The 23,763-nt window shown below is 42.8% G+C and carries 18 protein-coding genes; 9 read left to right on the top strand and 9 right to left on the bottom strand.

Annotated elements, in window-relative coordinates:
- The first annotated feature begins 5 nt into the window (after positions 1-5).
- From PGR74_RS05905 to PGR74_RS05875, 7 genes are all read left to right on the top strand, one after another.
- Positions 6-440, top strand: a complete 435-nt coding sequence (locus tag PGR74_RS05905) for a retropepsin-like aspartic protease (protein WP_041504440.1) — start codon at positions 6-8, stop codon at positions 438-440.
- Positions 441-536: 96 nt separating this feature from the next.
- Positions 537-3,521: a protein translocase subunit SecDF gene (secDF, locus tag PGR74_RS05900; protein WP_041504221.1), complete on the top strand. Its 2,985-nt coding sequence runs from the start codon at positions 537-539 to the stop codon at positions 3,519-3,521.
- 236 nt (positions 3,522-3,757) lie between these two features.
- Entirely contained in the window at positions 3,758-4,006 is a 249-nt protein-coding gene (locus tag PGR74_RS05895; protein WP_041504220.1) for a (2Fe-2S) ferredoxin domain-containing protein, read from the top strand.
- Positions 3,997-5,715: a [Fe-Fe] hydrogenase large subunit C-terminal domain-containing protein gene (locus PGR74_RS05890; protein ID WP_041504219.1), complete on the top strand. Its 1,719-nt coding sequence runs from the start codon at positions 3,997-3,999 to the stop codon at positions 5,713-5,715. Before PGR74_RS05895 ends, PGR74_RS05890 begins: the two co-directional genes overlap by 10 nt.
- 13 nt (positions 5,716-5,728) lie before the next feature.
- Positions 5,729-6,913: a SpoIIE family protein phosphatase gene (locus PGR74_RS05885; protein WP_041504218.1), complete on the top strand. Its 1,185-nt coding sequence runs from the start codon at positions 5,729-5,731 to the stop codon at positions 6,911-6,913.
- Between the two features lie 32 nt (positions 6,914-6,945).
- The gene (locus PGR74_RS05880; RefSeq protein ID WP_041504217.1) at positions 6,946-7,200 is read left to right on the top strand and encodes an NAD(P)H-dependent oxidoreductase subunit E; all 255 of its coding nucleotides are present in this window, start codon (positions 6,946-6,948) and stop codon (positions 7,198-7,200) included.
- Positions 7,190-8,608 carry a monomeric [FeFe] hydrogenase gene (locus PGR74_RS05875; RefSeq protein ID WP_041504216.1) on the top strand — a complete coding sequence of 473 codons (1,419 nt, stop codon included), beginning with the start codon at positions 7,190-7,192 and terminating at the stop codon, positions 8,606-8,608. Before PGR74_RS05880 ends, PGR74_RS05875 begins: the two co-directional genes overlap by 11 nt.
- A gap of 217 nt (positions 8,609-8,825) precedes the next feature.
- Here the strand turns inward: PGR74_RS05875 and PGR74_RS05870 are convergent, their stop codons facing one another.
- From PGR74_RS05870 to PGR74_RS05855, 4 genes are all read right to left on the bottom strand, one after another.
- Positions 8,826-10,979 carry a cation:proton antiporter gene (locus PGR74_RS05870; RefSeq protein WP_041504215.1) on the bottom strand — a complete coding sequence of 718 codons (2,154 nt, stop codon included), beginning with the start codon at positions 10,977-10,979 and terminating at the stop codon, positions 8,826-8,828.
- Positions 10,980-11,330: 351 nt separating this feature from the next.
- A complete protein-coding gene (gene corA, locus PGR74_RS05865) occupies positions 11,331-12,392 on the bottom strand; it encodes a magnesium/cobalt transporter CorA (protein WP_041504214.1) in 1,062 nt (353 codons plus the stop codon).
- 150 nt (positions 12,393-12,542) lie between these two features.
- Positions 12,543-14,042 carry a catalase gene (locus tag PGR74_RS05860; RefSeq protein ID WP_041504213.1) on the bottom strand — a complete coding sequence of 500 codons (1,500 nt, stop codon included), beginning with the start codon at positions 14,040-14,042 and terminating at the stop codon, positions 12,543-12,545.
- Between the two features lie 24 nt (positions 14,043-14,066).
- On the bottom strand, positions 14,067-14,201 hold the full coding sequence (locus PGR74_RS05855) for a hypothetical protein (RefSeq protein WP_262509237.1): 135 nt from the start codon (positions 14,199-14,201) through the stop codon (positions 14,067-14,069).
- A 448-nt stretch (positions 14,202-14,649) separates the two neighbouring features.
- Here PGR74_RS05855 and PGR74_RS05850 point away from each other — a divergent pair, with 448 nt between their 5' ends.
- A complete protein-coding gene (locus PGR74_RS05850) occupies positions 14,650-16,494 on the top strand; it encodes a 2-oxoacid:acceptor oxidoreductase subunit alpha (protein WP_041504212.1) in 1,845 nt (614 codons plus the stop codon).
- A gap of 2 nt (positions 16,495-16,496) precedes the next feature.
- A complete protein-coding gene (locus PGR74_RS05845; RefSeq protein WP_041504211.1) occupies positions 16,497-17,504 on the top strand; it encodes a 2-oxoacid:ferredoxin oxidoreductase subunit beta in 1,008 nt (335 codons plus the stop codon).
- 225 nt (positions 17,505-17,729) lie between these two features.
- Here the strand turns inward: PGR74_RS05845 and tsaA are convergent, their stop codons facing one another.
- The 5 genes from tsaA to PGR74_RS05820 are packed head-to-tail and all read right to left on the bottom strand — an operon-like array spanning position 17,730 to position 23,554.
- Positions 17,730-18,620 carry a tRNA (N6-threonylcarbamoyladenosine(37)-N6)-methyltransferase TrmO gene (gene tsaA, locus PGR74_RS05840; protein ID WP_052634787.1) on the bottom strand — a complete coding sequence of 297 codons (891 nt, stop codon included), beginning with the start codon at positions 18,618-18,620 and terminating at the stop codon, positions 17,730-17,732.
- Between the two features lie 2 nt (positions 18,621-18,622).
- Positions 18,623-19,381, bottom strand: a complete 759-nt coding sequence (locus PGR74_RS05835; protein ID WP_041504210.1) for an ABC transporter ATP-binding protein — start codon at positions 19,379-19,381, stop codon at positions 18,623-18,625.
- Complete coding sequence (locus PGR74_RS05830; protein WP_041504209.1) at positions 19,372-20,436, bottom strand: FecCD family ABC transporter permease; 1,065 nt, start codon at positions 20,434-20,436, stop codon at positions 19,372-19,374. The genes PGR74_RS05835 and PGR74_RS05830 overlap by 10 nt, the downstream gene beginning before the upstream one ends.
- Positions 20,433-21,515, bottom strand: coding sequence for an ABC transporter substrate-binding protein (locus PGR74_RS05825; RefSeq protein WP_041504208.1), 1,083 nt, complete (start codon positions 21,513-21,515; stop codon positions 20,433-20,435). The genes PGR74_RS05830 and PGR74_RS05825 overlap by 4 nt, the downstream gene beginning before the upstream one ends.
- On the bottom strand, positions 21,512-23,554 hold the full coding sequence (locus PGR74_RS05820) for a TonB-dependent receptor plug domain-containing protein (protein WP_041504207.1): 2,043 nt from the start codon (positions 23,552-23,554) through the stop codon (positions 21,512-21,514). Before PGR74_RS05820 ends, PGR74_RS05825 begins: the two co-directional genes overlap by 4 nt.
- Positions 23,555-23,763: the final 209 nt, after the last annotated feature.

Here is a 23,763-nt window from a genome sequence, read left to right as displayed (position 1 = left end):
CGTTAATGAAAAGATATGAAGTAAAAGTACCGATAGAGGTGGTAGAATTGGAAGAGAACAGCTTTCATATCATCACCGTGTTGCAGATCGGCAGTTTAGAGGGAGATTTTATTATTGATACAGGTGCTTCCGTCTCGGTTATAGACAAATACACCCCTTTCAATTACGAACCGGTAGAAGATGCTTCGGAAATAAATTCCGGAGGAGTAAACGGAGAAATCAACGAGGTTCAGTTGGTAAACATTGCCGCATTGCAAATCGGCGATCATACCCTTGAAAATGTTCATATGGCCCTGATAGACCTGCAATACGTGAATTCTTTATACGAAAAACACCTCCAACGAAGAGTTGCCGGGCTATTAGGTTGCGATTTTTGTGTGAAATACAATGCGGTCATCGATTATGAAAATAAGGTATTAACATTAAAAGTATCTGTCTAAGTGTGCCGATATTTAAAAAAAATGTTATACTTTTGCGCACTAAATAACAGTTAAAAGAATTATTGGAGCTTAAGTAATTATAAAATTATTAAACAAATGCAGAATAAAGGAGCGATCACATTACTCGCTGTTGCCTTGGCATTGGTGAGTCTTTATCAGTTGTTTTTTACTTATAAAACAAACCAGGTAGAGAAGGCGGCAAGAGTATTTGCACAGGGAGACCCGGGCAAAGAAAAAGCCTATTTGGATTCCATTGCGAATCAACCTGTTTACAATTTTCTGGGAATAGCCAAATTCACTTACAAAGAGTGTAAAGAGCTGGAATTAAATTTAGGTTTGGACTTAAAAGGCGGTATGAACGTGACCATGGAAGTCGATGTGGCTGACGTGGTAAGAAGTTTAGCCAACCATAGTGCGGATCCCGCGTTTAATCAGGCTATCAACGAAGCTATTAAGATGAGGGTTTCCAGCCCGAAAGATTTCGTAACTCTTTTCGGTGAGGCTTTCGAAAAAATTGCCCCGGGAGCACAACTGGCTTCTCCGGCTATATTCGGTACGCACGAAATGAAAGAAAAAATCAAAATCGGAGCCACGAATAAAGAGGTGCTGGACATCATCAGAAAAGAAGCGGACGGAGCGATAGATAACACATTCAACATCTTACGTACCCGTATCGACCGTTTCGGCGTAGCTCAACCGAATATTCGGAAAGCCGATATATCCGGAAGAATCGTTATCGAGTTACCGGGTATTAAAGATCCGCAACGGGTAAGGGAGTTATTGCAGGGAACCGCTGCCCTTGAATTTTATGAAACCTATGACAATCCTGAATATTACCAATATTTAGTAGCAGCCAACGACAAATTGCGGGAAGTATTAGAAGCTCAAGGAGCATTGACCGAAAGCGCAACGGCTACCCCGGAAAAAACAGAGGCGGATCAAGCGAAAAGCGAAGACAAGGAATCAGCCATTTTAAGTGCCTTGAAAGAGGGACAAGACTCTTTGGCCAACACGTCAGAAAGCGAATTTTTTAAAAACAATCCTTTGTTCGCCGTTCTTCAACCCAACATCACCCAACAAGGTCCCGGCAACGGATCTACGGTAGGTTATGCCTTAGTAAAAGATACCTCCAAAGTGAACAAATACCTGGCAATGCCGCAGGTAAGAGCCATGTTACCTCGTAATTCCCGACTTTTGTGGGAAATGAAAAGTGTAAACGGAGCGGTCGCCTTGCACGCTATAAAAATCACCACCCGTAACGGAAAAGCCCCGTTGGAAGGTGATGCTATCGTCGATGCCCGCAAAGATTTCGACCAATCGGGAGCTCCCGTTGTCTCCATGAACATGAACGGAGAAGGAACCAAAACCTGGGCCAGACTGACAAAAGAAAACATCGGACATTGTATTGCTATTGTTTTGGACGGTTTAGTAGCTTCCTCTCCTAATGTAAACGACGAAATCAAAGGCGGTAGCTCTCAAATTTCAGGTCGTTTCGACGTAAAAGAAGCGGAAGACTTGGCCAACATTCTAAAATCCGGTAAATTACCCGCTCCTGCCCGGATCATAGCCGATGAAGTAGTCGGACCGTCTTTGGGACAGGAAGCCATCCAATCCGGTATGTGGTCATTCATCATCGCCTTCACACTGGTATTGGCTTACATGTTATTCTTCTACAGCAAGAACGCAGGTTTGGCCGCCGATATCGCTCTATTCGCCAATCTATTCTTCTTGTTCGGTATCTTGGCTTCTATCGGGGCCGTATTAACGTTACCGGGTATTGCCGGTATCGTATTGACGATGGGTATGGCGGTAGATGCCAACGTATTGATATATGAACGCATACAGGAAGAGCTACGTTCGGGCAAGGGATTGAAGTTAGCCATCAAAGAGGGTTACAACAACGCCTACTCTGCCATTATTGACGGTAACCTTACCACTTTGTTGACCGGTTTTATCCTTTATTATTTCGGAGAAGGTCCTATTAAAGGTTTCGCCACGACATTGATCATCGGTATTCTCTCTTCTCTGTTCACAGCTATCTTTATCACCCGTCTGATACTCGAAAGGGCCGCATCAAAGAGCGATAACGTAACCTTCACCACAAGCGCTACGGCCAATTGGTTGAGAGACACGAAATTCCCTTTCCTGAGCAAACGGAAGATCAGCTATACATTATCCGGAATCGTTATCTTAATCTGCTTCATATCTCTGTTCACGAGGGGATTGGACAAGGGTATCGACTTCGTGGGAGGTAGAACTTATACCGTCAGCTTCAATGAAAGCGTACGGGTCGATGATGTCGCTTCCAGCTTAGAGAAAGTATACGGAAGTGCTCCGGAGGTAAAAACATTCGGTACGGCCAATCAGGTAAAGATTACGACCAAATACAAAATCGACGAGAACGGTGCGGATGTAGATGCGGAAGTAGATTCACTTCTATACGTGGGGTTACAGGAATACATACCCGCCGGAACAGACTACCCGACTTTCCGCGATGTCAATTTACAGATGTCACAGAAGATCGGACCGGCCGTTGCCGAAGACATGACAAGAGCCGCTATCTGGTCCGTTCTATTCGCACTGGTCGGAATATTCCTTTACATTATGATCCGGTTCTCTAAATGGCAATATGGTGCAGGAGCTGTCGTCGGCTTGGCACACAATACCATTATCGTTATCGGTATGTTCTCCCTGTTTGCCGGTATTCTTCCCTTCTCGTTGGAGGTAGACCAGGCATTTATTGCGGCAATTCTAACGGTAGTAGGTTATTCCATCAACGACACGGTAGTCGTGTTCGACCGTATCCGCGAATACCGGAAACTATACCCGAAACGGGACGATGAAATCGTGGTTAACGATGCATTGAATTCGACTTTACGTCGTACATTCAGTACCTCATTATCTACCATCGTCGTATTGTTAGCGATTTTCATCTTCGGCGGTGCATCTATTAAAGGATTCATATTCGCCTTGTTAATCGGTATCATTGTCGGAACTTACTCTTCTTTGTTTATCGCCACTCCCATCTCTTTCGATTTGAGCCGGAAGTTCGATAAAAAAGAGATAAAAGGAAAAGAATAAGTACTTATAAACGAAATACAAAAGGTACTGTCCCATGAAAAAGGACAGTACCTTTCCTTTTTAAAAACATCCGGTAATTTTGCCCTTAATTTCTCTTGCGAGGGGAAAAAACTTACAATCTGAAACCAAATCAAGGGAAATCATATTAAAATTACAAGATAATTGGTTTTATTACAAAAAGAATTATACTTTTGTAGCGTGGATGGCATCTATTCGATAATCAAAGTTTTACAATTATGGCAAAGCGTCAAATCAGAATTTGTTTAGGTAGTTCTTGCTTTTCCAGAGGAAACAACACGAACCTGGGAATCATAAAAAAATACCTGAGCGAGAATCATTTGGAGGCAGAAATCGATTTCTGCGGTCATCTCTGTGAAGAACTATGCAGTAAAGGACCGATTATCAGAATAGACGATAAAGTGTATGAAGAGGTTAATCTCTCCCGTTTATATAAAATCTTACAAGAGGAGTTCCCATGCAACTAAGACCTATTTACACCGTACCGGACAACTGTCAGGATTGTTATAAATGTATCCGGGAATGTCCCGTAAAGGCAATCCGCATCGAAGACAATAAAGCTTCTATCATCGAAGACCGTTGTATTTATTGCGGGCATTGTACACAAGTATGCCCGACCGGAGCGAAAAAAGTACGGGACGGACTTACCCGGGCAAAGCTGACATTGGAGAAGTATCCCAAGGTCATTCTGTCCTTGGCCCCGTCATACGTGAGTGAATTTGAAGGTATCGCCGCCAATGTCCTTATTGCCGCCATCAAGCGTTTGGGGTTTACGGCCGTTTCAGAAACCGCTTTGGGAGCTGAAATTGTTTCCGACCGGACGGAAAAATTCTTGGAACAGGCCGAAAACGGTGTTTATATCTCTTCTGCCTGTCCCGTGGTTGTCGAGTACATTCGCAAATACTCTTCCGAGCATGTGCGGAATATCACCCCCATCGTTTCCCCGATGCTGGCCCACGCTAAAATTTTAAAAAAGATATACGGAGAAGATATAAAAATCGTCTTCGCGGGACCCTGTATCTGTAAAAAATTAGAAGCCGACTACTTCAACAACTTAGTGGATGTTGTAATCACATTCAAAGATTTGAAAGAATGGTTGGAGAAAGCGGAAATCAACTTAAAAGATAAGGCTTTAGAGCAATCCGAAGAAAAATTCGTTCCTTACCGTTCCGGTCTCGGAGCCTATTATCCGATTGAAGGAGGTATGTTACAAGGAATGCATAAACCGAAAAAGCCCGTCCACAACATGGCCTTTTCCGATTTATCCACGATAAAAGACGTCCTCAAACATTTGGATTCTCAGCGTAAGGAAGACTCTATCTTTTTGGAATTGTTGGCTTGTAAAGGCGGCTGTATCAACGGACCGGCCAAATTGAGCCATGTGTCTCCCGCTTTAAAACGGTATGAAATCATACATAAAGCCGACTTAGGTAATCCGAAAGAAGACTTCAAAGACATCGACTTACAAATTCTGTTCTGTAAAGACCCTCATATTGTAGAGCACCAATACACGGAAGAAGAGATTAAACAGGCTATGGCCGTCGTGGGGAAGAACGGGCCGGAAGACGAGCTGAATTGCAGCGGTTGCGGTTACGATTCATGCCGGGATTTTGCCATCGCCATGTTGGAAGGACGGGCCGAAGAGAACATGTGTGTCTCCTACATGCGAAAAATCGCCCATGATAAGGCGACAGTGCTTTTACAAAAAATCCCAGCCGGAGTCCTGCTCGTCAACGCGGAGCTGAAAGTGATGGACATGAATCAAAGGTGTGCTACGCTGATGGGGGAAGATATCGCTTCCATTTATGAAGTGGACCCCGGTTTATACGGAGTGGATTTAAAAAATATATGTTCTTTCGAGGATCTGTTCAGAGCTGTTCTCACCACGGGCAAAGAGATCACGGAACGTCAGATCCGGGAGGACGACAAAACCTGGATCTTGTCCATTTACAACATACAGCCTCATCGGTTGGTATTCGGTCTATTGCAAGACTTGAGAGAGCCTGGCGTACAAAAGGAGTGGATGCTGGAAAAGACGCAGGAAGTGATAAAAAAACACATGGAGACCGTGCAGCAAGTGGCCTGCCTGTTAGGAGAAAATGCAGCATTCACGGATGCCACCTTGAGGACAGTCATGGAAGCCTATAAAAAGCAAGATGATCTGACAACCCTTTAAAAAACACTATCCCTTGAGAAACAACGGTAATTTCATAGAGGTCGAGTTCTTTCAAAAGAATAAAGCAGGCAACGTAGTCTGCGGAGATTGTTTTATGTCTCAAAAATTGAAAGGGGAAGGAAGGGTTATCAGCGTATTATCGGACGGATTGGGTAGCGGCATTAAGGCATGTGTTCTTTCGACCATGACAGCCACTATGGCCATGCGTTTTACGGCTATGAACGAAAGTATCCTCAAAACATCTACCTCTATCATGAATACCCTCCCCCGGGATATGGTCCGAAAGATCAGTTACTCCACCTTTTGTATCTGCGACATCGATTGCTTTGGGTATGTCAAAATCATCGAATACGAATCTCCCTCCTTCTATCTATACCGGAAAGGAGTATTTGTAAAGGTCCCCAAACAAAAGATCCCCGTTGAACGAGAAGATCTGGACAATACCTATCTTTGGATTTCGGAATTCAATTTAGAGAAAGAAGACCGGATTATATTCTTCAGCGACGGAGTCAGCCAGTCGGGAATGGGAACCAACAGGATGCCTTTCGGATGGGAAGACGGGGCAAAAGAGTATATTGCCAAATTGGTAGAACAAAAAAACGATATTTCAGCCAAAGAATTGGCTCACAAGATTGTCATTCAAGCCGAAAAAAACGACGGTTACAAATTAAAAGATGACACGAGTTGCTGTGTCATCTACATGAGAAAGCCCCGCAATCTCCTAATTTGTACAGGTCCTCCCTACGACGAAAAGAATGATAAGTACCTGGCCAGCAGAGTACGTGAATTTCAAGGAAAGAAGATCCTTTGCGGGGGGACGACAGCCACCATTGTTTCCAGGGAACTCGGGGCAAAGATGGAAATCGACATGAACATCGTGGACAAGAACCTCCCTCCTATTTCCAGGATGGAAGGAGTGGATTTGGTAACCGAAGGAATATTGACGCTGAGCAAGGTGGAACGCATACTCACCGCGAATGAAAATGAACATCCCAAAGAGTACGGCCCGGCTGAAATGTTAGTAAAATATTTATTGGATAGTGATAAAATCACACTTTTAGTAGGAACAAGAATCAACACGGCACACCAAGACCCCAATCTGCCGGTTGAATTGGAAATCAGAAGAAATGTAGTAAAAAAAATAAAATATTTATTAGAAACAAAATATTTAAAAGACGTGGAGATTATGTATATTTAGCGTGTAAAATCTCTAAATAATCTACAAGGGCTATGAAAAAAATCGATTTGAAAATATGCATGGGTACCATGTGTTACGTAATGGGAGGAGCCGAGTTAAAAGATGCTATCGATTCTCTTCCCCAACACATCAAAGAACATTTAAACATTAGCTATTCTCCATGTCTCGGTTGCTGCACGGAAAGGCAGGAACCGCCGTTTATCGAATTAAACGGGCAAATAATAGCAGGTGTTAGTAAAGTTAATTTGATACAAATAGTTAAAGAAGAAGTAAGAGATGTTGTATGATAATTTTGCAATGCTCACGAAACGTGAGCTGCTGATTAGAATCGTAAAGCTATTAAAAGAAAAAAATTTAGTTGACGGGGTTAAATATATCCCGGTGGAAATGAGACCCAGGAACAAAAAGCCGATCAAATGTTGCGTGCATAAAGACCGGTACATTTTGAAACACAAAGTGATCTCCATTCTCGGTTTCGAAATTACAGACGAAGAGATCGACCTCATTCCATTGAGTGATTTTGCCCAAAAAGCGTTAGACAATAAAAACACGAAAGAGAACATACTCTCGGTAGTACACGAGGCATGCAGTGCTTGTATGCAATCGCAATATTTTGTGACCAACATGTGTCGCGGTTGCGAGGGACGTCCCTGTCTGATGAACTGTCCGAAAGCCGCCATCTCTTTCAAGGGAGGTAAGGCAACCATTACCCAGGAGGATTGCGTGAGTTGCGGACTTTGTTCCAAAGTCTGTCCTTACCACGCTATTGTCTACACTCCGGTTCCCTGCGAGGACGTATGCCCGGTGAAAGCTATCACCAAAGGCCCGGACGGAGTGGAACACATCGATAAGGATAAATGTATTTATTGCGGAAAATGTATGCAGACTTGTCCTTACGGAGCAATTATGGAACGTTCCAAGGTTATCGATGTATACAAGAGCATTTCCAACCCGGAGAAAAAGATCATTGCCATTCCCGCCCCGGCCATATACGGTCAATTCAACGCAAGTCCGGGACAAATACTGAATGCCATCAAACAAATCGGTTTCGATGAGGTTGTTGAAGTTGCGTTAGGAGCAGAAGATACTTCAAACAACGAATCGGCAGAATTTTTGGAACGGATGCACGAGGGTAAGCCTTTCATGACGACCTCTTGCTGTCCGGCCTACGTGGGATGGGTAAACAAACATGCCCCGATGCTGAAACCCTTCGTTTCCGATACCCGCAGTCCTATGGTTTACGCGGCACGCCGGGTAAAGGCTCAATATCCGGATGCTGAAGTGGTATTTATCGGACCGTGTCTGGCCAAACGTTACGAGGCCGAATCCGTACCCGAAGTCGACTACGTGATGAGCTTCGAAGAGCTGGGAGCTTTTATGGTAGCCTACGATATCAACGTGGAAAGTTGTGAAGAATTGCCGCTTAACCCGGAAGTGACTAAATTCAGCCGGGGATACGCACAAGCCGGAGGTGTTCGGGATGCCATCGTAAATGCCGTGGGGAACGGTTACACCACCCTATCTATAGAAGGACTGGACAAAAAGAACCAGACCAGCTTAAAGATGATGGCGAAAAAGCCGGAAGCTCAATTCGTCGAAGTAATGGCTTGCGACGGAGGATGTGTTAACGGACCTTGTTCTTTAGCTCCGCTAACTTTGGCCAAACGTCAGATCAAAAAAGCATTAGAAAAATAAATCCGAATAAAATAATGAAAAGAGCCGTCATTTGATGGCTCTTTTTTAGTATATCAATAGGCCGAAGCCTATTCAAATTGCAAACCAGAAGGATTCCATGATTATCGCTTAAACGGTTGAATGATTCAATTTCAATCACCCCATCATTGAATCACAGAATCACCCAATCACTTAATCCTCCTAATCTACAATTTACAATCGTCAATCTACAATTAAATCATTTATTTTTCTTGAATAACTTTCCCAGAACCTTTCCCATATCTTCCAGATTTTCGAAAGGTTCGGCATGAGGAATACTCTTGAATACTCCCACCTCCTGTTCTCCAACTCCCATTTGCATAGGATAAACCAAAATACAATTATTCTGAAAGAAATATTTATTAAGATAAGTCGGAACCTGTGTCATATTCTTAGCATAAGAAGGATAATTCTTACGGCTCATGACAATCATCAATGCATCGTTATCCCTTATATCCCGGGATATAATCAAAAAATCATCCCAATTATCAAATTCGTTGAAAATAGCATCTATCGGATGTTTCGCATGGGTCTCCTTCAAAACGGAAAGAACGGAAGAAGAAGCGTAAAACACCATTTTATTTCCCGTGTTTTTTCCGATATTCCATATCCTGACCAGCCAATAAGGGAAACCGATCTCCCGTTCCGCATGAAAAGGTATAACAACAATACAACGTTTCAAGGTTGAGAAGGGTTGGGAAGGACGATAGACAAAAGTCGTCGTCGCACATTTACTCAACACCCGATCCGTCAGATTACCTAAAAAAGTATCTGAGATCTGTCCCTCCTTACGGAGTCCTAATACAATATCCGTAATTTTATGTTCCTTCACGGCATTTTTAATACCGTTGGCCACATCATAATCATACCGCAATAAGGTTGTCAACAAATTATCGGTCGCCGCGGCGGTTTTCGTGGCTTTTTCCAATAATAGATTCGATCGCTTTTCAGCCGAGGAATCCGCATTATCCGATTGAATAATACTCAAAGCCGTCAAAGAGGCTTTTCCTTTTTTCGATTTTACGGTAACTCCCAGATTGATCAACTCCTCCACGTTCTCGATATTACTCAAAGGAATCAAAATACGATCTTCCGTATCATCACTATCCACAATCTCCTCTTCCGCCAAATCCGCCAAAGCCACTTCCTGTGCGCCTTTTTGGGTAGCGAAGGAAGCAATGATACAAGTTACCAATATCATTACAATCGTACCGTTTAACACGCTTTCGTTCAATAAACGAATCGGATCCCCGTTCGCATCCGTCCCTATGATAACCTGATAGCCTACTAATACCGCAGCTAACGTTGCCGCTGCCTGGGCATTCGTTAACCCGAACATCAAGACAAACTCCGATTTGGTATAACGAAAACTTTTATAGGCAAGCCAAGCAGACACGTATTTCGCAAGTGTTGCCACCACAACCATAACGGCGGCAACCCAAACTGTCGTCCAATCTGCTACGAACACATGAAAATCGACCAACATTCCCACTCCGATCAAGAAAATAGGAATAAAAAAAGCATTCCCCACAAATTCAATTCGATTCATCAGGGCAGAAGTGTTAGGGATCAGATTATTCAACGCCAACCCGGCTAAAAATGCCCCGATAATTGCCTCCAATCCGGCAGCCTCTGCCAAAAACGAAGCAAGAAAAACCAATCCTAAAATAAAAATATATTGCCCGATCTTATCATCATAACGCTTAAAAAACCAACGTCCTACAATAGGAAAAATAAAAATTACGACAGCAGCAAAGAGTATAGTAGAAACACTTAACCGAATCCAGAATTCATGAGAAAGAACTCCGTTGGACATTCCGACGATAACAGCCAGTACCAGCAATGCCAAAATACAAGTAACGATAGTCGCTCCGATCGTCACGTTTACAGCCCGGTTTTTCGTCACCCCGTATTTACTCACGATCGGGTAAGTAATCAACGTATGGGAGGCAAACATACTGGCTAACAAAATCGAGGTCGGATAGGAAAAATCCAACAAATAGACGCCGGCAGCCGTACCCATTAACATGGGAATCAAAAAAGTATATAAACCGAAAGTCAAGCCACGGACGCTGTTTTTCTTAAAATCAGCCATATCGATCTCCAATCCGGCCATAAACATGATATATAACAACCCCACCGTTCCGAAAAGAATAATACTGCTGTCCCTATCCATGATATGAAGTCCGTTGGGACCGATCAAAGCCCCGGCAAGAATCAAACCGATCAGATCAGGAATCTTTAACCGATGCAACAAAATAGGAGCCAGCAAAATAATAAACAAAATGACAGAAAAAATCAGCACCGGATTATTCAACGGCAAAGTAATCCCCAACAATATCTGAATCAGCATAATTATTATATTAATTAAATGGAATTCCGTTTTTCTCAACAAAATTACTAATTTCTACTGAAAAATTAGAACATCACCGGACAAAAAGGGAAATCAACTGAAGAAATTGACACCCAAATAAGGAGAGGAGCCAATTGTAATCGACAGTTCGGAAGAGGAGCGGATGAAGGGATTGAGAGATATAATGATTAAGAGATTGACGATTGTAGATTATAGATTAAAAATTACGTCCAATTTAAAATTTACAATAGAAAAATTGACGGTTAAAGGATTAAATTCGAATCACAGAATCACTAAATCACAGAATCACTAAATCACAGAATCACTAAATCATAAAAGATCTATAATTAATTAAAGCCATTTTTTTCGTTTGAAAAAAAGAAGCATGACAATAGTGACAGCAATCATGATACCCCAAAGGATGAAATAGGCGTAACGGTGATGTAGTTCCGGCATGTATTCGAAATTCATTCCGTAGATTCCGGCAATAAAGGTAAGAGGGATAAAGATGGCCGAAAATATGGTCAATATTTTCATGACGTCGTTTACCCTGTTGCTGATGCTTGTTTGATAAAGGTTTAGCTGGTCGGAAGTCATGGTATAGTATATTTCGATGGCTTCTTGTACTTGTACGACCAGATCGTCCAGATCGTGAAGGTAGGAGTAAGTGCGTTTGTCTATCAAAGGAGAATCGCAGCCGGTAAAACGGTTCATCAGTTCTTTTACGGGACGTACGTTTTTTCGTATGTAGGAGAGTTCGGTTCTGAAATGATAGATCTCTTCCACGTTTTCGATTTCCGAAGAGAAGATTCTTTTTTCCTGCTCTTCAATAGCGACTCCAAGTCTTTCGATATTGATGATATAATTGTCTACCAAGGTATCCAACAAAGCGTAACAGAGATAGTCCGGACCGAAATTTCGTATCTTACTTTGAGAATCATACAACCGTTTTTTTACGGCTTTGAAGTAATCGGTTTCCGTCTCTTGTATGGTGAGTAGGTAATGGTCTCCCACGATCATGGAAATTTGTTCCATATGTACGGCCTGGTCTTCCGTTCCGATATAGAACGATTTGATGATAACATAGAGATGATCTGTTTCTTCGCTGAAACGAGGACGTTGGTCCGTGTTCAGGATATCCTCCAGAATCAAAGGAGAGATCGTAAATACTTTTCCCAAGTCGGCGATCAACTGGGTGTTGTGCAGGCCGCTGATTCCGATCCAGGTCATGTGATCGTTGGATATGCTCTCTTTGATTTTCTCTATATTTTCAGGAAAATACTCTTTTAATCCTTCGGGAGTGTATTGTAATACCTGAATGGAATTTCGATCCATTTTCTGTTTTCCGATAAAAATCAGAGAGCCCGGGGCTGCCCCTTGCGCCTTTTTACGATCTTTGAGGAAACGTGCCATTTTGTTAGAGTTAAGAAGTTAATTACACAAAGATACGTAAAAAACGTTAGATAGGGTTACGTGGAAGAGGGAGTCATAGCGGTAATTCAGAAGAAATGGGAACGTGACAAACAAGAAGGTAACTCAAGATTACCTTCCTGAAAGCGGCAGTTATTTATTCCTCGGGTCCCATGCCGGATGCGCCGGATCCTCAGCTATCATCGCTTCGTCGAAAGAGATTCCGAGAGCTTTGGCTACGCCGCGACCATACCTTTCGTCAGCATAAGAGCAGTTACGTACGTGGCGTTGTTTAATGAACAGTTCCGCATCTCCCATTGCCCGAGCCGTATTTTCGAATAAAACCAGTTGTTGCTCCGGTGTCATCAACCTGAACAGCAATCCGGGCTGAGTGAAATAGTCGTCGTCGTATTCGCGTTCGTCGTAGTTAAATATGTCTCCTGTCAATTTCAGGGGCGGTTCCTTTTTGGTGGGATCGTCCTGCCACTCGCCGTAACTATTGGGTTCATAACCTTTCGCACCGCCATAATTGCCGTCCGTCCGCATCATGCCGTCGCGGTGGAAAGCATGGAAAGGACAACGCGGCTTATTCACAGGAATTTCGTTATAATTTACACCCAAACGATAACGTTGGGCATCTCCGTAAGAGAACAGACGTCCCTGTAGCATTTTGTCCGGAGAGAAACCGATACCCTCTACTATATTCATCGGATTGAACGCCGATTGCTCTACTTCGGCGTAATAATTTTCCGGATTGCGGTTTAGCTCCAGAATGCCCACGTCATGTAAAGGAAAATCTTTGTGATACCACACCTTTGTCAGGTCAAACGGATTGATCGCATAGGTATTTGCTTCTTCTTCGGTCATCAGCTGTACCTGCATTTTCCAGCGCGGGAAACGACCCTGTTCGATAGCCTCGAACAGATCTCTCTGATGCGATTCCCTGTCTTTAGCTACGATAGCCTCTGCTTCCGCATCGGTCAAGTTTTTTATACCCTGTAATGTTTGCAGGTGAAATTTTACCCATGTTCGTTTGTTATTTTTGTCGTAAAAACTATAGGTATGACTGCTGAAACCATGCATGTGACGGTAGGAGGCGGGAATACCTCGGTCACTCATGGTGATCGTTACCTGATGTAACGCTTCGGGTAATAGGGTCCAGAAATCCCAATTATTGTTGACACTGCGCATGTTGGTGCGCGGGTCCCGTTTAATGGCGTGGTTCAGGTCGGGAAATTTTAACGGATCGCGCATAAAAAAGACGGGCGTATTGTTTCCGACCAAATCCCAGTTGCCTTCGTCCGTGTAAAATTTCATGGCAAATCCCCGGAGATCTCGTTCTGCATCGGCCGCACCCCGTTCGCCGGCTACGGTTGAGAACCGGACGAAGCAATCTGTTTTTTTACCTATTTCGGCAAAGATCGAGGCTCGGGTATACCGGGTAATATCGTGCGTAACGGTAAAAGTTCCGTACGCTCCGGAACCTTTTGCATGCATTCGCCGTTCGGGAATTACCTCGCGGTCGAAGTGTGCTAGTTTTTCAATGTACCATGGATCCTGTAACATAACCGGACCCCGCGGGCCGGCAGTTTGAATGTTTTGGTTATCCGCTATCGGACGACCGTTTTCTGACGTCAATCTTTTCTTTTCCATTTTTGCTTAATTTTAATTTAGTGATTATATGTCCTGGATAAAGGCTTTCTCTTTTTGCAAAGATCCGTCATGACGAAATTCTTGTATCACTTCGCGAACGTGTAGACGTTGAAGCGTTGCCTTTTGTTTTATAGCTTTTATTTTATCACTTGTCTCCATTTCTCAACAATCGTTTTCAAGTTAAAGGATACGGATTTCTATCCGTAACGGATTATCATTTGATTTAACCCGTGTCTTCAGAATTGGCATAGTGTATCCGGTCCGGATAACGAGACACTGGATTTTATTTATACTGTTCAAGGGATGTATTTGTTTTATATTGTAAGAACAAAGGGGGGCGAAAATGTTTAATCGAAACAAGAAACGATAGGAAAAATGACGTGAAAGCTGTCCTTGTTTAGATTGTTTTTATTTTATTTCTGCTGAAAAACATGTTTTTCAACAAGTTTATAATTGATTGTCAATATCATATCTCACGAGAAAAAAATCCTGATACAAACTTGTTTAGATATAAGTATTGGCTACCTTTACGCATGTTTTACAACATAAAATGTGGAGTTAAACGTGTATTTTTTTAATGTAATAAATAAATATAAGTAACTAAGTCATGGGTGAAAAGACAAAAGTTATCGAAAAGAGTAATATTGTCATTCGTTTCTCCGGAGATTCGGGAGACGGGATGCAATTAACTGGCCAGCAATTCTCAGATGCTGCCGCTTTATTTGGAAACGGTGTATCGACGTTTCCTGATTATCCAGCTGAAATTCGCGCTCCGCAAGGAACTGTTGGAGGAGTTTCCGGCTTTCAGGTACATATCGGAGATAATCCGGTAAAGACTCCCGGGGATTTTGCCGATGTGTTGGTTGCCATGAATCCGGCCGCCTTGAAAGCCAATTTACGCTGGGCTAAAAAAGGAGCCACGATCATCGTGAATTTGGATGCGTTTAACGAAAAGAACATCGAGAAGGCGGGTTACCAGATAAATCCGTTGGAAGATGCTCTTTTACAAGATTATAATGTTGTTCCGGTCAAGGTAACCACCCTGACCGAAGAGACGCTGAAAGATAGCGGCTTAGATCAGAAATCTATCGTGAAATGTAAAAACATGTTTGCGTTGGGTATGATCTATTGGATGTTCGACCGTTCCGTGGAACATACGGTTGCTTTTATTAACCAGAAGTTCGGTAAAAAACCGGAAATTGCCGCTGCCAATAAAAAAGTATTGGAAGCCGGATTCAATTATGCCGGAAACGTACATGCTTTGGCAACTCATTTTAACGTGGCTCCCGCCGAGATTGAAAAAGGCCGTTATCGGACAATTACCGGTAATAAGGCAACAGCTTGGGGACTTTTAGCTGCAGCAGAAAAAGCCGGACTTCCGTTGTTCTGTGGCTCTTATCCTATCACTCCGGCTACCGATATCCTTCAGGAGTTGGCATTAAGAAGGGATTTAGGCGCTAAAACATATCAGGCAGAGGATGAGATCGCCGGTATTTGTACGTCAATCGGAGCGAGTTACGTCGGGAATTTTGCCGTGACGACGACCTCCGGTCCCGGTTTGGCTTTAAAAAGTGAGGCTGCCGGTTTGGCCGTGATGGCTGAATTACCTTTGGTTATTGTTGATGTACAGCGAGGAGGTCCTTCTACGGGTCTGCCCACGAAGACGGAACAATCCGATTTATTGCAAGCTCTTTACGGAAGAAACGGGGAAAGTCCCATGCCTGTTGTAGCTGCCAGTACTCCTGGAAATTGTTTTGATTTTGCTTTCATGGCAGGTAAAATAGCTATTGAACATATGACTCCAGTCGTTCTGTTAACGGACGGTTATTTGGGAAATGGCGCTCAGCCATGGAGAATTCCAGACCTGAACACCTATCCTTCGATCACCCCGAGATTGGCCAAGGAAGGTGACGACTACAAGCCGTACGCGCGCGATCCGGAAACTTTGGCCAGGACATGGGCTGTTCCGGGAACAAAAGGATTGGAACACCGAATCGGCGGTTTGGAAAAAGTAAATATAACCGGAGAGATCAGTTACGTTCCGGAGAACCATCAGGTAATGACGGATTTACGTGCTGCCAAAGTAGCTAAAATTGCCGATTATATTCCTAATCAAGAGATTATTGGAAACCAAAACGGGGGAGAATTGTTGATTGTCGGTTGGGGTGGAACATACGGACACCTCTTGTCCACGGTCAACGAGTTAAGAAAAGAGGGTAAGGACGTCAGTTTGGCTCATTTCAATTACATCAATCCGCTTCCTAAAAACACGGAAGAGGTATTGTCCAAGTTTAAGAAAATATTGGTTTGTGAATTGAACTTGGGACAGTTCGCACAATATTTACGGGGTAAATATCCTCACTTTACCTATTACCAATACAATAAAGTAGCCGGATTACCCTTTACAGTGACAGAGTTAAAAGAAAAAGTATTTGAATTATTATCGAAATAATCATGGCACAATATACAGCAAAAGATTTTAAGAGTAATCAGGAAATCCGGTGGTGTCCGGGTTGTGGTGACCACGGAATTATTAATGCCGTGCAAAAGGCGATGGCAGAATTGGGATATCCGAAAGAATCGTGGGCTGTCATATCCGGTATCGGTTGTTCTTCCCGTTTTCCCTATTATATGAATACGTTCGGGTTCCATACGATTCATGGACGTGCAGCTGCTATTGCTTCAGGTGCAAAAAGTGCTAATCCGAACGTTAATATCCTGCAAGTCTCCGGTGACGGTGATGCGTTGGCTATCGGAGGTAATCACTTTATCCATTCTATTCGTAGAAATATCGATATTACCACGTTGGTTTTTAACAATGAAATTTACGGATTGACCAAAGGTCAGTATTCTCCGACCACCAAATTGGGAACAAAAACCAAGACCTCTCCTTATGGAACGATCGAAACCCCGTTTAATCCGGGAGAGTTGGTTATTGGTGCACAAGGCAAGTTCTTTGCCCGTTCGTTGGATATGAATATCAATTTGACGGCAGAGGTAATCGAAGCCGGAGTTCGGCATAAGGGTACTTCTGTTATCGAGGTACTGCAAAACTGCGTGATTTTTGCTGATGGAGCTCATGCTGCTATCACCGATAAGGAGAACAAAGAAGATCGTCAGTTGATTTTAAGACATGGCGAGCCGATGATCTTCGGTAAAAACCGGGACAAGGGACTTATGTTGACTAACACCGGATTGAAGGTGGTCGAGATCGGTAAGAACGGGATCACAGAGGCTGATATTCTGGTTCATGATGCCCATTCCTTGAATCCTTCTATTCATTGGATGCTGGTACATATGAAGGCTCCTGAATATCCTGTCGCTTTAGGTGTTATCCGGGATGTGGAAGGAGATACGTATAACGATGCCTTGGAGGCTCAGATTGAAGAGGTAAAAGCCAAATCCAATATTCGTTCGGTTACCGATTTACTGAATAGCGGCGATACTTGGGAAGTAAAATAATCGAAATAAAACCGTTTTAAAAAGCGCTGCCGATTTTTTCAGCAGCGCTTTTTAGTTGAATTATTGAATTCGGATCTTGTTCTCTTTTAATCTCCGTGATTTAATTCGAATCTCCTAATTGTAAATTGAACGCATTTTCTTAAATCTACAATCGTCAATCTTTTTAATCCCTTAATCATTATATCTCTCAATCACCTAATCCTTTAATCTCTCAATCTACAATCTTCAATTATTAATCGCTTCTATTTCAAAAAGTTTATCAAAATCAAGCTCAAAAACAGCAAAAGCTTTTTCCGCGGGAGAGAACGACTCCGGAATATGCTTTTTCATGTAATCCCGGTTCGATTCTTTGAGTTTTATCCTCCATCCTTTCCCGGATTCATCCCTCAAATAAAAACACATATCGTTTTTATCTCCCGTTCGGAAACGGCGTGTTCCCGGCGTGCAACCCGTGACAAACATAAATCCATCAACCAAACAATTCTCCATCCCGGCCGTCAATGTATAACGAACTGTATCCTGCTGCCTATCATATAACTGCTGCATGATTCTCGCGGCCCCCATAACCCCGAGGGCTAATCCGGGACAGATATGTCCATGTAATTGGGCCGATTGCAAAAGCAATTCCTTTAAATTATTACTCATAATGTTACGAACGATATCAATGCGGGGAGAATCAACCCGTATGGTTTTATGTATATTTTCCTGATCATAGACAGAAGTATCACAAGATTTGATGTCAACCACGGGAGAACCGTTTAAAGCATCTATTCCTTCTATATACAGCCTATTCCCTTCACGTTTCATAAGTTTTACTGTCGTTATTCCCAGATGGTTCGGACGATTAGGCGAACGACTGGCAAATACTCCCTTTGTTTCTCCCGTCCGGATTTTACCCGTTAGATGAATATCATGATTCTGATGAAAGTAAAAAACGATATCTAAGTAACGGCAAGTTTCAATTTTATCTAACCCATCCCCGTATTCCGGAAGAATCTCGATGACGGAAGCCTCCTGTTTTATTTGCTCAGGAACCTGATCCGTCGTGCATTTATTGGACACGTAACCAATCGGTTGTAACACAATCATAAGTATAAACATTAATAAATTCGACATAATTAACTATTTTGCGGTATAATACAAATACAATCTTTATGATGGAGTACTTCAACCTGAATATCATACAGATTCTCAATGTTCTTCGGCGTATACACGGATTTTGGACCAAAAGCGAACACAGTCCCCCGTTTCAACATCAACGCTTTATTACAAAAACGAGCGGCCATATTCACATCGTGAATGGTAATGACAACTGTTATTCCTTCTGCCGAGAGTTGTTGCAAAAGATTCATCACTTTCATCTGGTGATTAATATCCAGATTGGCGATCGGTTCATCCAGCAACAAAATGGAAGGCTGTTGTGCCAAGGCTCTGGCAATGAATACACGTTGTTGCTGTCCGCCGCTCAACGTATCCATATTTCTCATCGCTATCGGTTCCAGTTCCAAACGGGAAAGCAGACCGGCAACGATCTCCAGATCACCGGAAGAGGGTCTTCCCTTGATATAAGGTTTCCTACCCAACAATACGGTATCAAAAACATTTATTCCCATGGTGATCTCTTCGGACTGAGGAATATAGGCCATCAGTCGGGACAATTCACGAGAAGAGATCCGAGCTAAAGACCGCCCTCCTATCTCTATCTTGCCCTCATCCACTTTTAATATTCCATTCAGGCATTTCAGCAAAGTACTCTTGCCCGAACCGTTCTGACCTATAATAGCAATCATATCTCCCGAATCCACGTCGAAAGTCACATTCCTCAAAGCCCGTACGCCATTATAATGAAACGATATATTCTTTGTTTCTATTCGCATGACGTTCTCCTCCGGATTAATAGAAATAAAAACAAAGGAACCCCCAGAAATGAAGTCAATATCCCGACCGGTAAAATAACAGGAGAAATGATCGTACGGGCGACCGTGTCACACAACAATAGAAATACACCTCCGAATACGGCAGAACCGGTGATCAGAAACTCCTCGTTATTGCCTATGCACTTTCTCACGATATGGGGGACGACAAGGCCCACGAAAGCAATAACACCGAAAAACGAAACAGCGACAGCCGTACATAGAGACGTGACCACTAATCCGACAATCCGGATTTTTTGGGGCTGCACCCCCATACTTCGGGCATAATCATCCCCTGATCTCAAAACTTTGTAATCCCATCGCTTTAAATAAAAGTAAAGAAGGGCAGGAATCAAAGCCGCTGTCATGAAAATCAGTTTATACCAATCCCCCCGTCCTAAATCTCCAAAACTCCAAAAAACGATAGAAGCCAGTTGAACATTATTCGCCAAATATTGCATCACGGCGATACCTGCTCCGAACAGAGAGTTGATAATGACCCCCGAAAGAATAATGGTCTCTACGGAAGCCCTTTTTATTTGGGCCAAAAGTAATATAATGGCTAAACCCAAAAGGCTTCCTAAAAAAGCCGAAAAAGTAATCGTGTAAGGATTGCTAATCAAAAACAGATCCGAAGAACGGGCAATTTCACTACCTGCCTCTAAAAAAACGATTCCGAAAGAGGCTCCAAAAGCTGCCGCATTCGATATTCCCAAAGTATAAGGGGATGCCAACGGATTCCTCAGTAAAATCTGCATGATCGCTCCCGACATAGAAAGTATAATCCCGGTAATCACAGCAGCCAAAATTCTCGGTAAACGGATATTAATCAAAATTTGCCGATTAAGCGAAGTCCCTTCCCCCCGTAGTAAAGCTACAATATCTTCCCAACCTATCCGATGAGCCCCGGCAATCATAGATATTCCCCCGATGAGAATCAGTAAAATAAACAGGAAAAAGATAAATTTCTTATTCCTGTTCCGGTATCCTTTATATTGCTTCAAAACATTTGGATTCATCGCTCTTTATCGAATATATTCTGATAATCTCCCCAATGTTTACGCAAAACGGTACCCACAGGTTTTCCCACGAAACGGGTTAAAATCTCATTTGCCTTGCCGGAAATGGAAATATCTTTAAACCGGTCGGGAAAAAGCACCTTTCCAGCATACCAGGCATTAATCAACATCACTTCAAAATTAGTATGGTTATTATTATAAGGCCACAACATATAGATCCGTTTCTCCTTATATGCCGTAAGCAGCTCATTCAATTCTTTCCGACGGTTAAAATCTTCCCGTACTAAAGGCCAACCCGATACATCCAGAAATATCACTTCAGGATCCCACTCCGCCAGTTGTTCCCAATCGATGTAGGTTCCGGTAATGGGAGAGGTATATGCCGAATCAATCCGGGAGGCGACATTATCAACTCCTAAGAATTCAAACGCGGCATAATAGGGATCCGTCGAGGTAATCCCCTTTTGTCCCTTGTAAGAAATAGCTCCCACGTATACGCGCTTAGATTTATCTGTCTCTTTTGTTCTTCTTCCGAGTTCTTCAATCTGCCGATCTACAAAACGTATCAACGAATCGACCTGGTTTTCCGTCCGGAGGACCTTACCGATCAACCGAAGAGAATGATAAAAAACATCCCGCCTTTTTCCTATATCCCCGTACTCGATGGTAAATACGGGTATTCCGGTACGTCTTTGTAAATCGTCGGCATCCCCGGCAGTAGTGGTAGACATAAAGATCACATCCGGTTGAACCCCCATTATTAATTCGGGGTCCCCGCCCATGGAGGGACCGATGATCGCTTTTTCTCTCAATTCCGGATGAGCGAAAAGATGAGTGAATTCATTGTCTCTGGTCTCCTGCTCTTCGACTCCACAAATAAAAGGCACTCCGCCCGCATAGGTCACCAAACGTATAGCGGAAGCCCTAATACAGACGATTTTCCGTACAGTATCCGGTACTTCAACTTCACGCTGCAAAGCATCCGTGAACGAACGGACCGCTTTTTTCCCGCTCTTTTTCGATACTCCTCCACAAGATATTAACAAACAAAAACAGAAAAAATACACAAATCTATTCATCTCATCAGGTTTACAGCAAGTTTAACATTAAAAAGCCTTCCGGCCGAGATATAATCCTTCGTATTCATATGGCGATTGTTGAAAATATTCATAACCTCTCCTCCCACGTAAATCCGACGGTCAAAAAACCATTTCGACAATTGCACGTCCCAAACGGCAAAACCGGGAATAGAAGACAGATTGTCCTCCGTCGTGTATTGCTTGGTTTTATAACGCCCCCGAATCGTTGCGTTTACGATCCGCCCGGTCCACATGACGGTACCCTTAACCTGATGTTCGGGAGCATACGTCAACACCTTGTCATTAAGCTCCGGTTTTTCATCAAATTGTTTTATCTTGGATTCATTATAGGAATAATTTACATTCATTCGCAATCCTATCGGCAGGGAATAATTCAAATCCATCTCCAATCCTTTCACGTGAACCTTGGATATATTCTGACGTTGATAAATATCTCTTTTCCCCCACATTTTTTCTCCGGTAGCGATATAGTATAAAAAATCTTTTCCCCGGGCATAGTAGAACGACGGAGAAAAAGAAAAATTTCCTAAAAAGCGGAATGTTCCCCCGATTTCGTAATTATCCAATTTTTCCGGTCCCAGGTCGGGATTGGCAATTTTCGGACCGACCCACATCCAACCGGAACGGCATAAATCATCGAGGATAGAAGCTCTGAATCCTTTCGAGTAAGAGACATAAGCAGAGAGGTTTTCCATCGGATTATAACGTAAAGCCAAACGAGGAGAAAAATTCTCCCAACGATTGTTTTTCAGATTACCGTTATACGTGTTAAAATCAGCCACGTTATCACCTATCGCTTCAAATCGTCCTTTGTGAAAATAAGCGTTATCGTAACGCAATGCTACCTGCAACCAGAATTTATTGTTAAAAAACTGAAGCTCTTCCTGCACGAAAGCCGAAAGAAAAGTCATGGTACCCCTATTCAGTACCTTATCCGTAGAAGTCACGTAATAATCTCCTCCATCGACACTTCCGTTTTTATATTCCGCACCTATGCTGAAATGATTGTTCTTGCCGGAAAAAGTCACATGCAGGATAGCTCCCCAATCATCCCGGTGCGATTTTACATCAAAGCGCCGGTAGGAATCTTTCGTGATCCGCTCATCCAGCTTAAAATAGTCTTGTCTCTGGAAATACAAAGCCACATTATAGGTGAACGATTTCTCCCCCCCGTAAAATCTCCCTTGAAACCGGTTATGATTAAAGTGGCGATACTCTCCGTCAGGAGCCTTTATTTTTTCCCCTTCCCCACGCTTATCTTTATACAAATCATAGGATACATCCACTTTAAACCATTCGGAAGGAGTATATAAAACCTTACCGTAAAAACCTCCTTCTTTCATAAAGCGAGCTACACTGTAATCAGGATCGGTCCGCAAACTGTCCGGAACGTTATTAAATCCGCTACTTCTATTGTAATACCCAGAGACAAAGAGTGAAAACCGATCATTGATCTTGCTCGATATTCCCAAACGATAAAGCCAGGTTGCCAATGAGCCGTAAGACACGGATGCATTCACTAAAAAAGGACGTTCCGCTTTTTTACTTATAATATTTATCACTCCTCCCATTGCATTATTCCCGTATAAAGAAGAGCCGGGGCCTTTGAACACCTCTATTCTCTCGATATTGTCCACTGGAAGACTATTCCAGTTCACGGACCCCTCGTCAGAAGTATTGATAGGAATTCCGTCAAACAATACCAAAGTCCGTCCCTGTTCATCCCCCGCCAATCCCCGGACACTGACATTCGTGTGCATCGTGCTCATACCGTTCGAACGAGTTGTGTTTACCCCGGAAAGCATAGAAAGAATGTCATCGACACTTAAGGCCGGACTATGCCTCAATACCAACGGCGTAATAACATCAATACGACCCGGACTCTGACTCAATGGACGTTCAGCCCGCGATCCGGTCACAATAACCTCTTGCAAATTCAATACGGTATCCACCTTTTCTTTTTGGGCAAACACGCTTACTACAAACAACAGAAACGGAACGAAAATAAATTTCTTCATGTCACATAATTTTGATTTGACTATCCCTACTCATACGGCATACAAATCCTAAATGTTCGAACAACGATCTCGTAAACCCGAATCATGTTTATAATTATTTCTGATGATATTTGAAACATGACTTTATCCCAAGCGTATATGAACAGTGGAGTTCATTGAGGTATAAACTTCATGAATCAGAGAGTTTTAATCAATTTTATTCACTAAAA

It is taken from the genome of Sanguibacteroides sp. AM78-02pH3A (assembly GCF_027666085.1).
Classification (GTDB): Bacteria; Bacteroidota; Bacteroidia; order Bacteroidales; family Marinifilaceae; genus Gabonibacter; species Gabonibacter massiliensis.
The sequence above is the reverse complement of the archived record's forward strand: the minus strand, read 5'-3'. Positions and strand labels throughout refer to the sequence as shown.